This is a genomic window from Streptomyces sp. NPDC056061, from assembly GCF_042266885.1.
Taxonomy (GTDB): Bacteria; Actinomycetota; Actinomycetes; order Streptomycetales; family Streptomycetaceae; genus Streptomyces.
In genome coordinates, this window is the sequence record NZ_JBHJWQ010000011.1 from 198,097 (window position 1) to 217,878 (window position 19,782).

Here is a 19,782-nt window from a genome sequence, read left to right on the forward strand (position 1 = left end):
GGAGAGCTTCCCATGCCCCTGCTCAACTTCCGTGACCCCGCCTCCTCCGCCCACCCCGGCGGTGACCGGATCCGCCCCGGGATCCTCTTCCGGTCCGCCCAGCCCTTCCCCTCCGCCGGGACCGATGTCGTCGGGAGTCTGCGCGCGAAGGGCGTGGCCACCGTCGTCGACCTGCGCGGTGCCGCCGAACAGTCGCCCGACGACTGGGCCGCGGCCGAGGCGGCGGGCATCCGCGTGGTGCGGGCACCACTCGACCCGGAGAACGACGACGCCATCGCCGGTCCCGGCATCGGCTCCCTGCGCACCGCGGCCGATCTCGGTCTGTTCTACGTCGCACTGGCGCGTTCGGCGCCACAAGCGGTGGCCGACGCGGTTCGGGCCGCGGCGGCCCCCGGGGCGACGCTCCTGCACTGTGCCGCGGGCAAGGACCGTACCGGGCTGCTGGTGGCGCTCCTGCTCGACCTTGCCGGTGTGCCCGTCGAGGGCATCGTCGCCGACTACGCCCGTACCGCCGAGGCACTCCCCCAGGTGTTCGCGGCGCTGGCCTCGCACCGGGGCATCGCGCTGAACGCCGGGCACACGAGCGCACACGGCGATTCGGACCCCGGCGGCGAGCGCGGCCGGGCCGTCCCCGCACCGCTGCTCCAGGCGCCGCCCGAGGCGATGCGGGTGTTCCTGGAGACCGTGCGCACGGACCACGGCGGCGCGGAGGGCTTCCTGCTCGGCTGCGGCGTCGGGCCCGAGGCCGTCGCCGCGTTCCGCACCAAGGCGTCACCCGACGGTTCCGTCGCCGATGCCGCGGTCGCCACCGCCGTGACCACCGCCGCGGACTGATCCCGCCCCTCTCCCACGATCGCCCTCGCCGCCGCACGACAGGAGCACCCCCTCATGCCCGATGTCCTGACCGACCCCGTGTCCCCACCACTCGACCGGGGCCCCGGCGACGACCGGATATCCGACGGCCGCACCCGCGCTCCCCGCAGGGTCGTGGTGGGCCTGGTCCTCACCGAGCTGCTCATCGGGTTCGGCTTCGCCATGCCCCTGGTCGCTTCCCTCGGCCTCAAGGTCAACGAAATCGCACCGCACGAGAAGGAGAGTGTGCTGGGTGTCGTCACCGCGATCGGGGCCGTCACCGCGTTCGTGCTCAACCCGGTCTTCGGTCACCTGTCGGACCGCACCACCGGGCGCTTCGGCAGGCGCAGGCCCTGGATCCTCGGCGGCCTCGCCACGGGGCTGCCGGCCGCCGTGGTGATGGCCACCGCCGACTCGGTCGTCCAGTTGGTGCTCGGCTGGGTGCTCGCCCAGGCCGCCTACAACGCCGCGCTCGCCGCCCTGGCCGCCGTGATCGCGGATCGGGTGCCGGCCGCACAACAGGCGACCGTCTCCGGTCTGTTCGGCGCCGCCCAGTTCGCCTCCGTGTTCCCCGCGTTCCTCCTCGTCGGCCTGATACCGCACGCCACCACCGCGCTGCTGGTGATCCCCGGCATCGCCGGAGCCGCCGGAGCCGCACTCTCCTGGTTCCTGCTGCGCGGCGAGCCGGCGACTCCTCCCACCGGGCACGCCCCGGTGAGCCTGCGCTCCGTTCTCGGCAGCCTGGTGTTCGACCCGCGCACCGCCCCGGCGTTCACGGTGGTGTGGGTGCAGCGCTTCCTGTTGCAGGGTGCCAACGCGCTGATCGGGACGTTCGGCCTCTACTACCTGATGTCCCGGCTGGAGATGTCGACGGCCGAGGCCGCGGCGCTGCTCTCGGCCACCGGCATGCTCTCCGCGGTCGGCAACGTCGTCGCCGCGACGGTCTTCGGCAGGCTCGCCTCCCGCACCGGCGCCTACCGCGCCTTCGTCGTCGCCTCCGGCGTGCTGATGACCGCCGCCATGGTGATCAAGATGGTGTCCGCATCCGTGTGGCCCGTCTACCTCGCCACCTTCGTCGCCGCGATCGGACTCGGCGCCTTCTACGCCGTCGACATGGCCCTGGTGCTGCGGGTGATGCCGAGCAGCGCCGACTCCGCCCGCTGGCTCGGGGTGTTCAACATCGCCAAGTCGCTGCCGCAGTCCATGGCCCCGGCCGTCGCCCCGCTGCTGCTCGCCCTCGGCACGGACCCGATCGGGTCCGCCGCGGACGGCGAGAACTACTTCGCGCTCTACCTCGGCGGGGCGCTGGCCGCGCTCCTCGCCGTCGTCCTGACGCCGCTGATCCGGCACCCCCGGCTCGTACGCGACTGACCGCGGCCTCCCTCACACCCCGTCCCACGAAAGGTTCACCCATGACCACTCGCACGCTCCGGCACCACGACGGCGCAGCGTTCCGCGATCTCAACCACAACGGCACCATGGAGCCGTACGAGAACCCGGGGCTGCCCGTCGACGACCGTGTCGAGGACCTGCTGGGCCGGATGACGCTGGAGGAGAAGGCCGGTCAGATGTGCCACGGCCGCATGGTCGCCGGTGACGGCGGATTCATGCCCTCCGGGGCCGAGCTCATCGCCGAACGCCACCTCACCCACTTCGCGATGATGCAGGTGCCGTCCCCCGGCGCCATGGCCACATGGAACAACCACGTCCAGGATCTCGCCGCGGCCACCCGGCTCGGCATCCCGGTCACACTCTCCTCCGACCCGCGCCACGGATTCACGGCCAACCCGATGACCGCCCACACCGACGGCGGCTTCAGCCCCGGCCCCGAGCCGATCGGCCTGGCGGCGACCGACGATCCCGCGCTCGTCGAGGAGTTCGCCGCGGCGGCCGCCCGTGAGCTGCGGGCCGTCGGCATCCGGGTGGCCATCCACCCGATGGCCGACCTGGCCACCGAACCGCGCTGGGCCCGCATCAGCGGCACCTTCGGCGAGGACGCCGACCGCGCCGCACGCATGCTGGGCGCCTACATCCGGGGCATGCAGGGCGACGCCCTGGGCCCCGACAGCGTGGCCTGCATGACCAAACACTTCCCCGGCCACGGTCCGCAGGCCGGCGGCGAGGACGCGCACTTCTCCCACGGCAGGCACCAGGCGTTCCCGGGCAACAACCTCGAATACCATCTCAGGCCCTGGAAGGCGGCGTTCGCCGCCGGGACGGCCCAGGTGATGCCGTGCTACTCGATCCCCTCCGGCAGCGGACTGCCCGAGGTCGCCGCCAACTTCAATCGTGAGGTGATCACCGGTCTGCTGCGTGGCCGTCACGGCTTCGACGGCGTGGTCTGCACCGACTTCAACTCACTCACGGGCATGGAGATCCCCGGCGTCGTCCGGCTCCCGGCCCGCAACTGGGGGGTCGAGCACCTCACCCTTGCCGAACAGGTCCTCATGCAGCTCGACGCCGGGGTGGACCAGCTCGGCGGCGAGACCCGCCCCGACTGGATCGTGGACGCGGTCCGCTCGGGTGCGGTGGGCGAGGACCGGATCGACGCCTCCGTACGCCGCATCCTGCGGGACAAGTTCCGTCTCGGCCTCTTCGAGGACCCGTACGTGGACGTCGAGGCCGCGCAGACCCTGGTCGGCGCCCCGGAGACCCGCGCGCTGGGCCGACGTGTCCAACTGCGTTCACTGGTCCGGCTCGCCGCTCGCCAGGACGCGCCGCGCACACTCCCCGAGCGGCCCGCCCTCTACGTGGAGAACGTGTCCCCCGGCATCGCCGCCCGCTACGGCCGTCTCGTCGACACCCCCGAGCAGGCGGACCTCGCCGTGCTGCGCCTCCGGGCCCCGTACGAACAGCGGGAAGGATTCCTGGAGCAGCACTTCCACGCGGGCTCCCTGGAATTTCCGTCCGCCGAGCTGGAACGGTTGCGGGCGCTCTGCGCGACGGTGCCCACGGTGATCGACGTCCACCTCGACCGGCCCGCCGTCCTCACCGGGCTGGAAACCGAAGCGGCCCTGCTGATCGGCAGCTTCGGGGCCGACGACGACCTGCTGCTCGATGTCGCCTTCGACCGTGCTACCGCCGGGGGCACCCTCCCCTTCGACCTGCCGTCCTCGATGCGCGCCGTCGAGGAATCCCGGGAGGACGTCCCGTTCGACACCCGCGCCCCGCTGTTCCGCTGCGGTCACGGGGCCGCGCGCTGACCCCGACCCGCGCATGCGGCCGCCCCACGTCACCGGTCGGGTGGGCATCGGCGCGGCGGTCGGGGCGGGGCGGCGCCGGGGCACGACGACGGTTCCGGCCCGTCCCGGACAGCGCGTCCGGGATCCGGGCAGCGCGTGCGCCCCGAGCACACCCGCCTCGTTCCCGGGGGCGCTTCGTTCCCCTTCACTCCCCGCGGCCCGGTGTTCCGCCTGCGCCGGTGCCGGTCACGGCACCGGACGCGCTGTCCCGCGGGCGGTCCAGCCAGGGGCCGAACTCGCTCTCCAGGACCAGTCGTCCGAGCTTGCGGTACTCCTGGAGCACGGCCGAGACGATCTGCTCCATGCCGAGCGGCCTCCCCGATTCCGCCGCCCGGTACGCGGCGGTTACCGCGCAGGCGCGGATCGACCCTCCCGCCAGTTCGAAACGTTCCGCGCAGAACTCCAGGTCGAGGTCCTCGTCACGGGGGATCTCCGTGCCCAGGCAGCGGTGCCACAGGGCGAGGCGCTGCCGGGCGTCCGGCAGGGGGAAGTCCGCGACGACGTCGAGGCGGCGGGTGAAGGCGGAGTCGAGATTGGCGCGGAGGTTGGTGGTGAGCACCGCGATCCCGTCGAACGACTCCATCCGTTGCAGCAGATAGGCCGACTCGACATTGGCATGACGGTCCTGCGCGTCCTTGACCTGTGAACGCTTCCCGAAGATGGCGTCCGCCTCGTCGAACAGCAGGATGCCGTTGACGTCCGACGCCTCGACGAAGATCCTTTCGAGGTTCTTCTCGGTCTCGCCGATGTACTTGTCCACCACGATGGACAGGTCCACCACGTAGAGGTCCATGCCGAGTTCCGACGCCACCACCTCGGCGGACATGGTCTTCCCGGTCCCCGACTCGCCCGCGAACAGCGCGATGACCCCCCGCCCCCGGCCGCCGCCGGGCCGCATCCGCCACCGGCCGAGCACCTGCTCGCGATGGCGTGCCCGCAGGGCGAGTTCGGACAGTTGCCGACGGGTCGCGGCGGGCAGCACCAGGTCGTCCCAGCCCACGGTCGGCTCGATGCGCCGGGCGAGTCGTTCGAGTCCTGCGGCGTTCTGTGCCCGGACCGCCGTGCGCAGGTCCCGGGCGTCCACCGGGCGCTCCTGCGCGGCTGCCAGCCGGGAGGCGACGGTGGCGGCCCTGCGCACCTGCTCGGCGTCGAGCCGGTAGGGCGTGGTGGCCGCCGCCAGTCCCTCGGCGGCCCGCACCTTCTCGGCGGGCAGTCCGACGGCGGCGCCGGCCTCGGTGAGCGCCCGGCTCCACCGGCGCGCCACGTCCTCGGGGCCGGCGGGCACGACGGGCATCGGAACCGGGCTCTCCGCACTCCACCGGGGGTCCCAGTCCTTCTTGCCGTGCACGACCAGGGGCGTGCCGGCCATGGCCGCGCAGAGGCCGCCCAGCAGCCGGGCTCCCTCGGGCCGCTCGGGGGTGAGCCCCTCGATCGGCCCCAGGACGACACCGCCGCCGCTCAGTCGGGCCTCGGCCGCCAGGATCCGGACGAGCTCCGCCGGTTCGGGGGCGCCGACGAGGGCCGCGACATCGACCGGCAGCGGACGGCGCCCAGCGGCGAGCAGTGCCTCGACGGCCAGCCCGCCGGGGTCGCCGCCCCGGTCGAGCAGATGCACCAGACCGCTGCCCGTGCCCAGTACCGACGCGACTCGCAGGGCCTCGGGGCTCGCGTCCCGGCCCTCGTCGGGACGGGCCGCCCGGAGCAGACCGCGCAGCCTCCCGTCGGGTTCGTCGTCGCCGAGCAGATGAGCGGTGATCCGGTCCGGCACCCGCAGCACCCGTGAGAGCAGTGGGCGGTCGGCTTCCAGCACCGTCAGCAGTCCGCCCGCGACCAGGGGCGCGGACGGGGAGAACCGGAAGCGTCCGGCGCTCGCGGCGGGCAGCCCGCTCAGTTCGAGGGCGAGGCCGATGGTGGCCCTGCGCCGGCCGAGGTCGTCGTTGAGGTAGCCGTAGAGCTGCTCGAAGCGGATGTCGATGTCCGGTGCCATCGCGACCAGCAGCAGGTCGACGTCGAGCGGAGTCAGTCCGAAGTTCTCGGCGAGCCGGCCGATCCGGCTCCCGGGCGGGGAGTCCGACGGTGGCCGGGATCCGTACGGCGGCACGGGCCCGAACGCGTCGCGGGCCGCCAGGACGCGTTCGGCCCCCTCGGGGGTGAGGTACTGCCCCCGGTACGGATCGTCCGGTTGCGGGTCGGCGGCCCGTCGGGCCGCGACGGCGTTCCTGACCCGCTGTTCGACGTGGACCAGCCGCTCCCAGAGTTCCCCGACGGCCGTCGGCGCGCCGGGCAGTTCGGGGGCGGGCCGGGTGCCCTGTGCCGTGGTCATCGAGCCGCGCTCCCGCGCCTGCGCCGACCCGGTGGCAGCTGCCGTTGGCGTTCCGCGGCGAAGCCCTGCTCTCCGGGGTCGGACACCCCCTCGTAGCGCAGCCGGCGTCCGGGACCCGGCGTCTCCCCGTCGCGTGCGGCAGCGGTCCTCACCACCAGTCCCTCGGTGACCGGCGGGCCCGCCGACGTCCGGTCGCCCGCCAGTGGGGCCCAGACGCGCAGGTCGATCGCGGCCTTGAGCTCACCGCCGAGGGCGGACCACACATCGGCGGTGGCCTGCCGGTCGTGGCCCGGGCCCGCCGCCTCCATCTCCACGGACAGCCCGAGTTCGGCGAGGCTGCCGGTATGGGTCCCCGCAGGCAGCACGTCCGTCCGCACGAGGCGGCGCAACACCTCGGACAGCAGCCGGTGTTCGTCCTGCGGGCGGTTGGTCCAGGCGGTCACCAGATAGGTCAGCTCGAACCAGCGCGGCGGAGTCCGCCAACCGACCACCATGCCCTGTTCGTCGTGTTCCTCGGCCGTGCCGGTGCGGCGGCGGGTCGCGTCCTCGCGGATGCCGTGCAGGAAGACGCTGACCGTGGGAGCGTTGCGCCGGGCCGACCACTCCTTCGTCGGCGCGTCGAACACCAGGTCGACGCCGCTCTCCCGAAGGCCGTCCTCCAGCAACAGCCGCAGCCCCTCGTCGACTTCGTGGATCACCGGCGCCCCACCTCGTCCGGCGGGACGACGGTGCCGCCGACCACCAGGAAGGGTGTGGTGACCGGGTCGAGCACGGATCCGGCGACCGACCGGCTGATCCGCTGGTCCCCCGGTGTCACGCCGGTCAGCCGGACGGTGACGTCCACGCTCTGGTCGGGTGCGAGCACACCCAGACCGCACTGGGGCGATCCGGTGGAGCAGGAACCGGCCGGGGTGGTGATCCCGTCCAGGTGCACACCGGGCGGGGGGTCGGCGGTGAGCACGGTGCCGGGCGAGGGGGCGGGGCCCCGGTTGGTGACGGTGACCGTCCGCCCGTCCGGGGAGAGTTCGGGGTTCGCGGCGTCGGACGCCGCACCGAGACTGCGGTGTCCGGTACCGGCGAAGGCGATTCGCCCGGCGTCCGCCGGGGTGTCGTCCGCGACGGCGGCGGTTCTCGGCGCATCCGGCGGGGCCGAAGCGGCTCCCGCCACCGGAAGCGGCGCCAACAGCACCACCGCGCCCGCCAGTCGGTGCAGCCGGGGCTGCCTCGCCGTGCCACCAGTGCCGGTCACGGCCCACCTCACAGTCCGGTCGATGACGCTCCGCCCGTCAGCATCTCGTCCACGCGGGGCCGCGAACAGGCCCCGAGTACCCGGAGCGGGGGAAGGGCTCGCTGCCCTTTGCGGCCGCCGTCCTCGCCGGACGCCCTGCGCGGGAGCGCCGACGGGCCACGCGCGGCGGCGTCCCACGCCGTCCGCACGGGGCCCGTGCCGACCCTCAGATGAGTCCGTGCCGCATGGCGTAGCCGACGGCGTGGGCCCGGTTGCGCAGTTCGAGCCGTGTCGCCATCTCGTGCAGCACGTTCTTGACGGTGCGTTCGGAGTACGAGGTCTTCCGCGCGATCTCCGCGGTGCCGAAGCCCTCCGACACCAGTCGGATCATCTCCGCCTCCCGTGTCGTGAGCGTGGAGAGCGAGAGCCCCCTGGGGTCGAGGACCGTGCGCTGAAGGCTGCTGACGTGATCGAGGAGCTTTCCGAGCAGGTCGCCCGGGAGCACACCCTCGCCGTTGGCTATCGCCGTCGCCAGGTGGACGAGACGGTCCTGATCGGCCTCGCCGCGCCTGAGTACGGCGGCGACGCCGCACTCGATCAGGGTCTGGAGCGCGGCCGCCTCGAAGAATCCGACGACGAGTCCGGTGCGGGTCGCGGTGTTGCGTTGGAGACGTGACAGCAGGCGGATGGTGGGCTCGTCCACCATGTCCACCACCACTAAGGAGACTTGGGCCCCGTCGGCCTCGGCCTCCGCCACCAGTTCAATCTCGGGACGCGGGCGCAACTGGTGGATCATTCCGGTCTGGAGGATCAGGTCCTCCGCGTACACCGCCACGGAGACCCTGCCCATCGGGGCCCTTCTCGCACCGTGCCGGGCGGAGCGCTCCGAGGCGTTGGGCCTGCGGAACCGATCGCGTGCCGTTGTCGTTCCGTTGTTCACGTCTGTCGTCGTCATGGTTCCGTGATCGTCTTCCTCAGGTATTTCTGCCCGATGTGTTGCCTTCCGTTCTCGATCACGCGGTGTTCGACAGGGGGAGCGGGCCCGGGGAGGGGGCTGGGGGACGCGATGGCGTTGGGCCTTCGGGGCACCGGCCCTGCCCGCTCGTTGCCCTCGGGTCTCTGCTGCTCCACCGCCGTGGCGGCTTAACGTCGCATCGTGACCACAACTGCCGAATTCGCAATGTCCACGGTGACTGTGTCGCCCGGCGCCGAGGCTACGACGACACTGACCGTGCGCAACGACGGCGACATCGTCGAGGCCTACACGCTCGAAGTGGTCGGCGACTGCGCCGCGTGGAGCACCGTGGAGCCGGCGCGCGTCTCGCTCTATCCGGGCACGTCCGAGGTGGTGACCGTGCGGCTCGCGCCGCCCCGGTCGCACGAGGTACGGGCCGGGGAGACCCCCCTGGGCGTCCGCGTACTGCCCGCGGAACGTCCCGAGTCGGTGGCGGTGCCCGAGGCCCTGGTGGTCGTCGAGCCCTTTCACGAGCTCCGGGCACAGTTGGAGCCGCGCCGACGCCGGGGCTGGCTGGGGGCTCGTTTCCAGGCCGCGGTACAGAACAAGGGGAACACACCGGTCGATGTCGCGCTCACCGGAACGCAGGCCGGGGAGGAACTCCGCCTTGCCTTCTCCCCGGGCCAACGCCGCCTGGAACCGGGCGAGTCCGCCGACATGCGTCTGCGCGTGCGAACCCGGAAGCCGATCTGGTTCGGCAAGCCGACCACCTGGCCGTTCGAGGTCGAGGCCGCCGAGCGGGCCCAACCCGGTTCCGACGGCGAACGGCCCGACGGGCCGGAGACGTCGGACGGCGAATTCGTGCAACTCCCCGTGCTGCCCCAGTGGTTGCTGATTGTCCTGGCCGCGCTCCTCGCACTGGTGCTCGCGTGGCTCACCCTCTTCCGCCCGGCGGTGAAGAACACCGCCGAACAGGCGGCGGCCAAGGCCGTGCAGAAGGAGAGGGCGGGCGGCGGGCAACAGGGCGCGGACTCGACGGGGGGCTCGGGCGATCCCTCGGGGGGCCAGGGGCCCGCGGCCAACCCCAGTCGGTCCGCCGGGCCGGGGGACTCCGCCACGGGCGGTCCCGGCTCGACGACGGGCGCGGGAGGTCAGCAGATCTCGGAGACGATCGATGTGCAGACCGGGGCCGGCACCGAGAACCACGGCAGCTACAAGGTTCCCCGGGGCAAGGTCTTCAATGCCACGGACATCGTGGTGGCGAACTTCCAGGGCGACGAGGGCGTACTGACCATCACGCTCGGGAACCGGACAATCACCACGATCGCCCTGGAGACCTTCCGCAATCAGGACTACCACTGGGTCACCCCCATCCAGGTTCCGGAGAACGCCACCGTCAAAGCCACCGTGACCTGCGCCAAACCCGGCACCCCAGCAACCGGAACCCAAGCTTCTAAGTGCCACCAGGTACTCAACGTCAGCGGCACACTGAAGGATCTCGCACCGTAGAACACAGCACCGGGCCTCTCGCTTCCCCATACGCGACGAGAACAGCAGAAACAGCGACCGGGGGAAACCCGGCTTGCCGCTCGTTGGCGCATCCCTTCCCCCCGCACGCCCCGACGATGCGGATCTGTGGAACACCGCCCCAGGGCTGTCCCGCAATCCCTGGCGGGCGAAGAGCATCCGCTCCACGCGCGTCCGTCGTCCCCGCGCGGCCGGTTCCGTCGGCCCGGGGACGCGGGCCACGAGAGCGGGCCGGTGGGGCCCGGGGCTCCGCCGCCGCGGGAACCCGTCCGTTCGGCCGGTCGCACGCGGCGCGTTCCGGCCGATGGTCATCACACCGGTACGATGCCTCGGACCGGCGCGAACGCTCGCCGGAGCCGCACGAGCCCCGGGACATGAGGCGGCCGCCCGCGCCTCTCCTCCCCCGGGTCCGGGCATTCACATCACGGCGAACCGTCCACCGGTGAAACGGTGTTCACGTCCCGTGCATCCCGCGTGCGTCCCGACGTGCACACCCGGTACGAAGACCGCCGGGCGGGGAACGGGCGGCCTGTCGCCCACGTCCGCACGGGGAAGAATTCCCCGCCGCACGGGTGCCCGGGAAGGCAGCGTCCTTGCCCCGTGCCCAGGACTTTGAGGCCTACTGCCCGCCGGTGCGGCCCGGCAAGACTGAGCGGCGAACGGATGGCCACCCGAAGGAGCGAGCATGCCGTCGTACCTCACCCCCGGTGTATACGTGGAGGAGGTGCAGTCCGGAGCGCGGCCCATCGAGGGAGTCGGCACCGCGGTCGCCGCCTTCGTCGGTTTCGCGGCGGCGGGCCCCTTCCACCAACCGACGCTGGTCACCAGTTGGGACCAGTACGTCCAGACCTTCGGCACCTTCGCGCCCGACACCTACCTGACGCTCGCGGTCCACGGCTACTTCGCCAACGGCGGCGGCGCTGCCCACATCGTGCGCGTCGGCGGTCCCGCGCAGGACTCGACGCCGGGAGCCGCGGTGGCACCGTCCGCCGCCCTCGGTGGGTTCCAGGTATCCGCACGGCCCGGCGCGAGTGGCGATCTCTCGGTGGAAATCGCCGACGCCGAGGGCGAGAACCCCCCGGAGGACCGGTTCCGGCTCCTGGTGCGACAGGCCGGCAAAGTGGTGGAGACCTACGACGTCTCGACCCGCAAGAGCGTCAAGGGCTATCTGGTCACCCAGGCCCGCCAGTCCGCGCTCATCGAGGTCACCGAGCAGCCCGGCACGGCCCAGAGCCGTCCCGAGAACCAGGTTCTCCCACTCTCACCCGCCGCGGCGCCGGGGGCCGGCACCGCACGCGTCAGCCCTGCCGAATTCATCGGGGACGCCTCGGAGCGCACGGGGATATCGGGCCTCGAAGCGATCGACGAGATCACCATGGTCGCCGTTCCCGATCTGATGCGTGCCCACCAGCGCGGGGACATCGACGCCGAGGGCGTCAAATCCGTCCAGTCGGCGCTGATCTCGCACTGCGAGCAGATGGGCGACCGGGTCGCCGTGCTGGACACTCCACCGGGCATGACCGCGCAGCGAGTCCGGGCCTGGCGCAATGACGACGCCGGCTTCGATTCGCGCTACGCGACCGTGTACTACCCCTGGATCAAGGTCTTCGACCCCGCGAGCGGCCACAACTCCCTGATGCCGCCGAGCGGACACATCGCCGGTGTCTGGGCGCGCAGCGACGGCGAGCGCGGTGTGCACAAGGCACCCGCCAACGAGGTCATCCGCGGTGCGCTGGACCTGGAGCTCCGGCTCAGCAAGGGTGAGCAGGATCTGCTGAACCCGATCGGTGTCAACTGCGTGCGCGCCTTTCCCGGGCGCGGCATCCGCATCTGGGGTGCACGGACGCTGTCGTCCGACCCGGCCTGGCGCTACCTCAACGTGCGTCGCCTCTTCAACTACTTGGAGGAGTCGATCCTCCTGGGCACCCAGTGGGTGGTGTTCGAGCCGAACGACGACCGGCTGTGGTCGAGCATCCGCCGCAATGTGACCGCCTTCCTCACCGAGGAATGGCGCCGGGGAGCCCTCTTCGGCCGCACGGCCGAAGAGGCGTTCTACGTCAAGTGCGACCGCGACAACAACCCGCAGGAGTCGATCGACCTCGGCCAGGTCGTGTGCGAGATCGGCGTGGCGCCGGTGAAGCCCGCGGAGTTCGTGGTCTTCCGCCTCTCGCAGTTCTCCGACAGCACCAGCCTCGTCAACGAGTGACCCCGCGGGGTCCGCTAGCGGAACAGGTGACACAGAGTCATGGCAGAGGGCGACGCTCTTTCCACCCACGTCTTCGGCGTGCAGCTCGGCGGCTATCTCGTCGAGTCGATCCAGGAGGTCAGCGGTCTGACCGTCGAGGAGGAAGTCGTCGAGGTCCGTCAGGTGACCGCCGAGGGCAAACAGATCATCCGCAAGCAGCCCGGCGCGCGCCAGGCGGGCGAGGTGACCATCACCCGCGGGATCGACAAGAGCAGCGAATTCACCAAATGGATCAAGGAGACCCTCAACAAGGGGGCCGTCGACGCCGCGCGCCAGAACCTCACCATCGAGATCAAGGACTCGAAGGGCGACACGGTCCGGCGCATCCAGCTGATGCAGGGCTGGGCCAGCAAGTGGGAGGGCCCGTCGCTGAAGGCCGGCGAGTCCAGTGCGGCGACCGAGACGGTCACCATCACCTTCGAGGAGATCGTGGTCGAATGAGGCGCAGGACCGTCACGTCGGGTACATCGGGCGGACTCGAAGACGCCCTCGACGCCCTCGCGCCCGCCGCACGCGACGAGGCCGCCCCGACGCCTCCGGGGCGGCAGCAGGAACAGCAGGACATGCGCACGGAGTTCGCGTTCGAGCTGCCGCGCGGCTATGTCGACGACGAGGGCCGGGTGCACCGGCAGGGCTCGATGCGGCTGGCGACCGCGCGGGACGAACTGCGCCCGCAGATCGACCTGCGGGTGAAGGAGAACCCGGCGTATCTGAGCGTGGTGCTGTTGAGTCAGGTGATCACCCGGCTCGGCTCCATCACCGATGTGCACGCCGGGGTGGTCGAGCGGATGTACGCCACGGATGTGGCGTTCCTCCAGGACTTCTACCGGCGGATCAACAGCGAGGGCCACACCCATGCCGCGGTGACGTGTCCGTTGTGCCACGGGTCGTTCGAGGTGGACCTCTCGGGTGGGCGCCTGGGGGAATCGTGACGTACGCGCTTCCCCGCCTGCGGGAGGAGATCGCGTACGTCGCCTACCACTTCCATTGGCAACGCGAGGACATTCTCGACCTCACCCACGGCGAACGTCAGGAGTGGGTCCGGGAGATAGCGCGGATCAACACCCGCGTCAACGAAGGCGGGTGATCGTGTGGGGTTCGGGAACTGGTTCCGGCGCGCGGACCGGTCGCGGCCCGACGCGGCCTCCCGCGAGGCGGACGGTACCGGTGGCGCTCCGGTGCCGGAGGCCGTTGTGGACGGTGGCCCGGTCGGTCGGCACAGCCGCGACTGGGACGGCGGCTGGCGGCAGGTGGCACCGCCTGCGGTGACCGTCGCCCGGTCGTCGATCGGGGTGAGCGACGGACTGCGGTTCAGGTCCGGACTCGCCTCCTGGCAGAACGTCGCGTTCGGCGGCGAACTCGGCCATGCCGTGCTGCCGACCGCACCGGTGGGCCTCATCCACGGCGTCGCCCGCCCCGGGGGTGCGCACCCGGTGTCCTCCGGTGGGCCGCTGCTGCTGCGTGCCGCGCGGACCGGGACGGACGGGGAAGAGGGCCCCGCGACGGGCCCGGCGCCCGTTGCGGCGGGCGGCACGGGCAACCGCGGCACGGCTGGTTCGGGGCGGACTCCGACGGCCGTCCAGCGGTCGCGCGCCTCGGCGCCTCCCGCCCCCTCCGGACGCGACGAGCCGGGGCGGACGACTCGTGGCAGCGGCACGGCCTCTCCGGGAGCCACCGCGGGGGCGGCCCCGGTGATCGGCCCCGCGGCGGCCGTCGGTCCAAAACCGGAACCCGGCCCGGCAACCCCACCGGCGTCACCGCGGTCCGCGGAGGCCGTGCGGGCATCGGCGGCACCGCGGCAGGCCCGCCCCGCCGCGGTACGCCCGCGCCGGACCGCACCGCCGTTGATCGTCGCCCGGCGACCGGCGATGCCGCTGCGCCGGATCGTCGGCCTCCCGCCGGCCGCTTCGCCCGCACCGTCCGCGACCGGTTCCCGCGCCGCCACCGGCACCGGCACCGGCACCAGGCGGACCGTGTCCGATCCGCAGGGTGTCTCCGGCCGGGAGGTGCCCGCCGCTGCGCCCGGCACCGCACCGCCACCGAACCGCGGCACCGGCGCACCCGCCTCCGCACCGGTACGGCCCGCCCTGGGCAAGCCGCTGCGGGAACTTCCCTCCGGGGCCGTGCCGTCCGGTCCGGCGGGGCATGGCACGGTCGCGCCGTCCGGTCCGGCGGGACAGCAGGAGCCGGGCATGCCGGTACTGCGACGTCAGGTGCCGGACGCCCCGATCGCCCCGGTGCCACCGGGCGCGACCGGAACGGCCGAACCATCGGCGGGTCGACCGCCGACGCCGCGGGCCGGACACCGGGAGCCGCCCCGGACACCCCGGTCCGCCCCGCCCCTCCCGTCGGCTCCGGCACGGACGGGAGCGCAGGCACAGGCACAGCGGCGGAGGCGGGAGCAGGCACAGACACAGACACAGGTACAGCGGTCGCCGTCCGGACCGGAACGGGCCCGGCCCACCGACGGGCACGAAGTGCCCCGGTCCCCGGGCGGCCCCGGGTCCCCGTCGTCACCACACCCCGACGGAGCCGGTTCACGGGCTCGTCCGCCGAGCGGAATCGGCTCGCCCCTCCCCTCGCTCCCGTCGACGGCCGAACTCCGGGGCGACGCTCCGCTGCTCGGTGACCGGCGTCGGACGCACCGCGGAACCGCCGACGCCCACCGGGGCGTGCCGTCGGCAGCGGACCCCGCGGCGCCTTCGCCGTCCGCACCGGTCGGCCCCGCACCGACGACGGCGCGGGGCATGCCCCCCGGGATGCCGCTGCGCTCGCTCCCGGCTTCCGAGCGCCCCGCCGCGTCCGGGCCGGACGTCCCGGCCGGCCGTCGCGCGGTGGACACCTCACTCGCGCCTCCGCGTACACTCGCCGCACCCGCGCCCTCCTCGCCCACCGGGCCGGTGCGGATCCGCAGGATCGCCCCAGCGGGGGTGGCCGGGACGGCGCCCGGACTCGTCGGTACGGGACAGGCACCCGCCGTCCAGCGATCGCGGGCGCTGTTGCCGCGCAGGGCCCTGGAGGTGAGCACCGGCTCCGCCGAGGGCTTCTCTGCGCCCACGGCCCCGACAGGCGGTACGGCCCGGCCGGTCGTGGCAGCGACCTGGCGCCGTGACGCACCGCAGTCGAGATCCGCCGCTCCGCCGGAGCCCGGCGGAGCGCCACCCGGGGAACTCCGGACTTCGGCCGGCACGGCGCCCCGGCACACGGCACCGCACCCGCGCAGCCGTCCGGCCGAAGCCGCGCCGCCGCACCGGCCCCGTGCGAGCAGCCGGGCACCGGAACTCGCGGGACCGGCGCCCGAAGGACCGGCGCCCGGCGGACGAGCACCCCGGGGAGCGACGCCCGGCGGGATCGTTCAACGCCTCGTGCCGGGAAACCCCGTACCGGGCGCCGCGCCCGGTGGGGTGTCCGCGGACCGGGCGGCCCCGGGTGGCCCCGGTCCCGCTCCGGCGTCCGCGGGCGCGGGCGTGGCGAGGACCGGTTCCGGAAACGCTCGGGCGGGCCGGGGGCCGACGGTCGGCGGCTCCCTTCTGCGGCTCGTGCGGCGTTCGGGCCGTGGCGGACCGGGGGCGGCGCCGCCTCGGTCCGACGCCCGCCCACCGGTGCAGGAACCCGTGCGGCGGCGTCCGGTCCGGCGGCCGGATGCTCCGTCCCCCGCACCACGAGCCGCGACGCCCGGCCCATACGCGTCCGTGTCCCCCGTCGCGGGTGCCGTGCCGTCCGCCGCTCCCCCGGTTCCGGTCGTACGCCCGCATCCGCCCTCGGATGCCCAACAGACACCGGCCGCCGTACCCGTGCAGCGCATGGCGATGCCCGTGGTGCCCGAATCCGTCGGGCCGGCGGCGCCCGGCCCGCAGGGCGGGACGGGCGCTCCGCCCACCGGGCCACCGGCCCTCTCGGTGCGCGTCCCGCGGTCTGCGCGTCCCACCCCTGCTCCGACCGCGGGGGCCGACGACTCGCACGGCGCGGCGCAAGCCCTTCAACGTGCGGCGGCCCGCGCCGGAATCACCGGTGTACCGGTGCGAGCGGCCCCCGTGAAGACCTCCGGCTCCGCGGGACGGACCGGGCCGTCCGGCCCGGAGGCCGCGCCCCCGCCCCGGGTGACCGCGGCGGACATCGAGGAACTGGCGCGTCGTCTGCTCGACCCGGTGAGCCGGCTGATCCGCGCCGACCTGCGCCGGGGCCGGGAACGCTCCGGACGATTGCACGACGGTCGCCGCTGACATCGGTGCTGCCCGGCACAGCACACGGAAACTGCAGAGAAGAAGAGAGCATGGCGGACAACATCTTCGCGACGAGTGTGTTCTTCAAGCTGGTGATCGCAGGCAGCGATCTGGGGGCCTTCCACACCTGCTCGGGCCTGGGCGCCGAGGTCGAGCTGGAACAGTACGCCGAGGGCGGCAACAACGGTTTCACCTGGCAGCTGCCGGGACGGATCAACTGGACCAACATCACACTGACCCGTCCGGTCACCGCCGACACGCTCAAGATCGCACGGTGGCTGAACGACACGATGCGGCGGGTCGAGCGCAAGGACGGCGAGATCGTCGCGCTCCGCCCCGACCTCAGCCGCATCATCAGCTGGCAGGTCCAGGGCATCGTGCCGGTTCGCTGGGAGGGCCCCTCCTTCGACCCCGCCAGCTCCCAACCCGCGATCGAGACGCTGGAGATCGCGCACGAGGGCCTGGAACCTTCCTGACATAACGTCAATTTTCTTTACGGGCCCGTCGACCCGGCGAGAGTGCAGAACCGGAAGGAGGAACGCGATGTCACCCGCTGCCCGCACGAGCCGTGCTCGCGCCCAGCTGACCATCATGGAACCACCGGCGGACATCGGGGCCAAGCCGGGCGGGAACCTCGCCCGGATCACCCTGCAGTTCAACCCCGCGCAGCTGTCGCTGACCAAGAGCACCGAGTGGCGGCGCACACCGTCCCGGATGGCCGAGGAGTCGGCGATGCCGGAGTTCGTGGGAAGTGGGCCCCGGACCTTGTCCATGGAGGTGTTCCTCGACGCCACGGCCACCCACGACAATTCGGTGGAGAAGGCGGTGGAACAGCTGATGCTGGCCTGCGCGCCCTCACCGAAGAGCCTGGCCCGCAAGACACCCGCCAGCCCATGGGTGCGCTTCGACTGGGGTACGTCGAGGACGACCTCGTTCGACGGTGTGATGTCCAGCCTGTCCATCTCGTACACGCTGTTCGACATCGACGGGAAGCCGTTGCGCGCCACCTGCTCGCTGTCGATCGAGGAGGCCAGCAGCGAGACGCTCGGTCAGAACCCGACGTCGGGCTCGCGGGAGGCACGGCGTACCCACCGGGTCGTCGTCGGTGACAGTCTGCCGCTGCTGGCCTGGCGGGAGTACGGCGATGCCACCGCGTGGCGCACGATCGCGCACGCCAACGACATCGACGACCCGATGCAACTGGTCCCCGGCAGGGAGCTGGTCGTGCCCGGACCGGACGAACACGCCGCGAGGAGCGGCCGGTGAGCGCGTCCGGACGTTCCTTCGCCGCGGATCCCATCGTCGAGGCCCCGGGCGAACTGCCCGCCGTCTGGGCGGCCCAGCTGGTGAGCTGCGTGGTCGACGAGAACGTCGGCCTGCCGGACACCGCCGTGCTGATGTACCGGGATCCCGATCACAAGCTGCTCACCGCCACCGGGATGACCATCGGTACCCCCCTGAAGATCTCCGTGACCACTGTGCGGGAACGGGCGCGCGAGCGGTTGTTCACCGGCGAGGTCACTGCCGTGGAGCTGGACAGCGACACCACCGGTTCGTTCACCGTCGTCCGGGCCTATTCCCGGGCCCACCGGCTCCAGCGCGGACGGAAGGTGGTGGCCTACCGCAACATGAGGACCGCGGACATCGTCCGCAAGGTCGCCGCGGGCGCCGGGCTCGCCTGCGGGCGGATCGAGGCCGCACCCGTCACGTACAAGCAGCTCACCCAACCCAATGTCTCCGACTGGGAGTTCCTCCAGTACCTCGCGGCGGAGAGCGGTGCGCACGTGCGGGTGGACGATCGGGGGTTGCTGCAGTTCGTGAAGCCGCGGCCCGCCGCGTCGGCGCCCTCCCCCGCCACCTCCGCCACCCGGAACCCGATGGTCCTCGAGTACGGGCGCAATCTGCTGGCCCTGCGGGCGGTGCTGACCGGTGCGGACGGGGCGGACAGTGTGGAGGTGCGCGGCTGGAGCGTCGAGACCAAGAGACGGCTGGTGGCCCGCGAGCAGTCGGTGCGCAGCGACACCGTGTCCCCCGGGCTGAGCCCGTCGGCGGCGGCCGGGGCGTTCGGCCCCAACGCCCTGATGACGGTCGCCGACACCCCGTACCGGACCCAGGCCGAGGCGAGGGCCGTGGCCGGTTCGGTGGCCGCCTCGGTGAGCTCCGGGTTCGGGGAGATCGAGGCGGTCGCCGAGGGAAACCCCCGTCTGCGGGCGGGCGAGCCGGTGACCCTCGGCAATGTCGGACCCGCGTTCTCCGGCCGCTACACGGCCACCGCCGCACACCACGTCCTGGAACCCGACGGCGGCTACCGCACGACCGTACTGGTGAGCGCGGCCCCCGATCGTTCCCTGGCGGGAATGACCGGGGGCTCGGACGCGCCCTCGCGCGGACCGCGCATGCCGGGTCTCGCCATCGGCGTGGTCACCGACATCCGCGAGGGCAAGGGCGAACGCGGCTGGGTCCGGCTGAAGTTCCCCTGGCTCGACGACACCTATGTGACGGACTGGGTCCGTACCGTCCAGTGGGGCGGTCAGGGCGGCGGCGGGGTCTTCAGTCCCGAGGTCAACGACGAGGTGCTGGTCGGCTTCGAGCAGGGTCTGCTGGACAGTCCCTACGTGCTGGGTGGCCTCTACAACGGGGTCGACAAGCCGTCGCCCCACGACGTGCCGCTGGTCGACCCGACCAGCGGCAAGGTCAACCGCCGTTCCCTGGTCTCCCGTTCCGGACACCGGCTGGAGCTGCTGGACAGTCCGCGCGGGACCTCGGGCGTCCGGCTGGCCAGCGGCGACAGACGACTCGACGTCACATTGGACGAGCGGCGGAACGAGATCGCGCTGAAGGTGTTCGCCCGCGGCGGCACCCGGGTGCTGAGCTCCGTGACCCTCTCCGCGTCCGGCATCACGATCGACGCCGGTACGGGCGACGTGAACGTGAAGGGACGCTCGGTGACCGTCAACGGCAGGACGGGAGTGACCGTGGACGGGGGACTGCTCGCAGTCCTCAAGGCAAGGCTCATCCGGATCAACTGACACCCCACGCCGCCGGTGCGGCGGCCGACGTCCCTTTCGCAGCAAGGAGAACAGCCACCATGCCCCCTGCAACCCGCACCGGCGGCACCACCGTTCACCGCGGTCTCCCCGCCGCCCCGCCACCGGGCGCCCCGGCGGCGGCGGCCGCCGCCGCGCCG

16 protein-coding genes are annotated in these 19,782 nt (G+C 72.8%); 12 read left to right on the forward strand and 4 right to left on the reverse strand.

Annotation, left to right across the window (positions count from 1 at the left end; translation table 11 throughout):
- Nucleotides 1–12 precede the first annotated feature (12 nt).
- The 3 genes from ACFC79_RS18390 to ACFC79_RS18400 are packed head-to-tail and all read left to right on the forward strand — an operon-like array spanning nt 13 to nt 4,055.
- Nucleotides 13–834 (forward strand): tyrosine-protein phosphatase, encoded by an 822-nt coding sequence (locus ACFC79_RS18390; RefSeq protein WP_376241268.1) that lies wholly within the window; start codon nt 13–15, stop codon nt 832–834.
- Nucleotides 835–888: 54 nt separating this feature from the next.
- The gene (locus tag ACFC79_RS18395; protein ID WP_376241270.1) at nt 889–2,223 is read left to right on the forward strand and encodes an MFS transporter; all 1,335 of its coding nucleotides are present in this window, start codon (nt 889–891) and stop codon (nt 2,221–2,223) included.
- 41 nt (nt 2,224–2,264) lie between these two features.
- Nucleotides 2,265–4,055, forward strand: a complete 1,791-nt coding sequence (locus ACFC79_RS18400) for a glycoside hydrolase family 3 protein (RefSeq protein WP_376241272.1) — start codon at nt 2,265–2,267, stop codon at nt 4,053–4,055.
- 184 nt (nt 4,056–4,239) lie between these two features.
- Here ACFC79_RS18400 and ACFC79_RS18405 read toward each other — a convergent pair whose 3' ends face one another.
- From ACFC79_RS18405 to ACFC79_RS18420, 4 genes are all read right to left on the reverse strand, one after another.
- The gene (locus tag ACFC79_RS18405) at nt 4,240–6,417 is read right to left on the reverse strand and encodes an ATP-binding protein (protein ID WP_376241274.1); all 2,178 of its coding nucleotides are present in this window, start codon (nt 6,415–6,417) and stop codon (nt 4,240–4,242) included.
- Entirely contained in the window at nt 6,414–7,115 is a 702-nt protein-coding gene (locus ACFC79_RS18410) for a DUF4255 domain-containing protein (RefSeq protein WP_376241276.1), read from the reverse strand. Before ACFC79_RS18410 ends, ACFC79_RS18405 begins: the two co-directional genes overlap by 4 nt.
- On the reverse strand, nt 7,112–7,666 hold the full coding sequence (locus ACFC79_RS18415; protein WP_376241278.1) for a hypothetical protein: 555 nt from the start codon (nt 7,664–7,666) through the stop codon (nt 7,112–7,114). Before ACFC79_RS18415 ends, ACFC79_RS18410 begins: the two co-directional genes overlap by 4 nt.
- Before the next feature lie 205 nt (nt 7,667–7,871).
- Nucleotides 7,872–8,600, reverse strand: coding sequence for a response regulator transcription factor (locus ACFC79_RS18420; RefSeq protein WP_376241280.1), 729 nt, complete (start codon nt 8,598–8,600; stop codon nt 7,872–7,874).
- Nucleotides 8,601–8,825: 225 nt separating this feature from the next.
- Here ACFC79_RS18420 and ACFC79_RS18425 point away from each other — a divergent pair, with 225 nt between their 5' ends.
- The 9 genes from ACFC79_RS18425 (at nt 8,826) to ACFC79_RS18465 (ending at nt 19,624) form a co-directional block, all read left to right on the forward strand.
- Nucleotides 8,826–10,109: a hydrolytic protein gene (locus ACFC79_RS18425; protein ID WP_376241329.1), complete on the forward strand. Its 1,284-nt coding sequence runs from the start codon at nt 8,826–8,828 to the stop codon at nt 10,107–10,109.
- A 703-nt stretch (nt 10,110–10,812) separates the two neighbouring features.
- Entirely contained in the window at nt 10,813–12,333 is a 1,521-nt protein-coding gene (locus tag ACFC79_RS18430; protein WP_376241282.1) for a phage tail sheath family protein, read from the forward strand.
- Nucleotides 12,334–12,372: 39 nt separating this feature from the next.
- Nucleotides 12,373–12,813: a phage tail protein gene (locus ACFC79_RS18435; protein ID WP_376241284.1), complete on the forward strand. Its 441-nt coding sequence runs from the start codon at nt 12,373–12,375 to the stop codon at nt 12,811–12,813.
- Nucleotides 12,810–13,304 carry a hypothetical protein gene (locus tag ACFC79_RS18440; RefSeq protein WP_376241286.1) on the forward strand — a complete coding sequence of 165 codons (495 nt, stop codon included), beginning with the start codon at nt 12,810–12,812 and terminating at the stop codon, nt 13,302–13,304. The genes ACFC79_RS18435 and ACFC79_RS18440 overlap by 4 nt, the downstream gene beginning before the upstream one ends.
- On the forward strand, nt 13,301–13,459 hold the full coding sequence (locus ACFC79_RS18445) for a DUF6760 family protein (RefSeq protein ID WP_266430796.1): 159 nt from the start codon (nt 13,301–13,303) through the stop codon (nt 13,457–13,459). Before ACFC79_RS18440 ends, ACFC79_RS18445 begins: the two co-directional genes overlap by 4 nt.
- A 2,932-nt stretch (nt 13,460–16,391) precedes the next feature.
- Complete coding sequence (locus ACFC79_RS18450) at nt 16,392–16,595, forward strand: hypothetical protein (protein WP_376241288.1); 204 nt, start codon at nt 16,392–16,394, stop codon at nt 16,593–16,595.
- A 50-nt stretch (nt 16,596–16,645) separates the two neighbouring features.
- Nucleotides 16,646–17,071, forward strand: a complete 426-nt coding sequence (locus tag ACFC79_RS18455) for a phage tail protein (protein ID WP_376241290.1) — start codon at nt 16,646–16,648, stop codon at nt 17,069–17,071.
- Nucleotides 17,072–17,138: 67 nt separating this feature from the next.
- Nucleotides 17,139–17,861 (forward strand): peptidase M23, encoded by a 723-nt coding sequence (locus ACFC79_RS18460; protein WP_376241292.1) that lies wholly within the window; start codon nt 17,139–17,141, stop codon nt 17,859–17,861.
- On the forward strand, nt 17,858–19,624 hold the full coding sequence (locus ACFC79_RS18465; RefSeq protein WP_376241293.1) for a VgrG-related protein: 1,767 nt from the start codon (nt 17,858–17,860) through the stop codon (nt 19,622–19,624). The genes ACFC79_RS18460 and ACFC79_RS18465 overlap by 4 nt, the downstream gene beginning before the upstream one ends.
- The last annotated feature ends 158 nt before the right edge of the window (nt 19,625–19,782 follow it).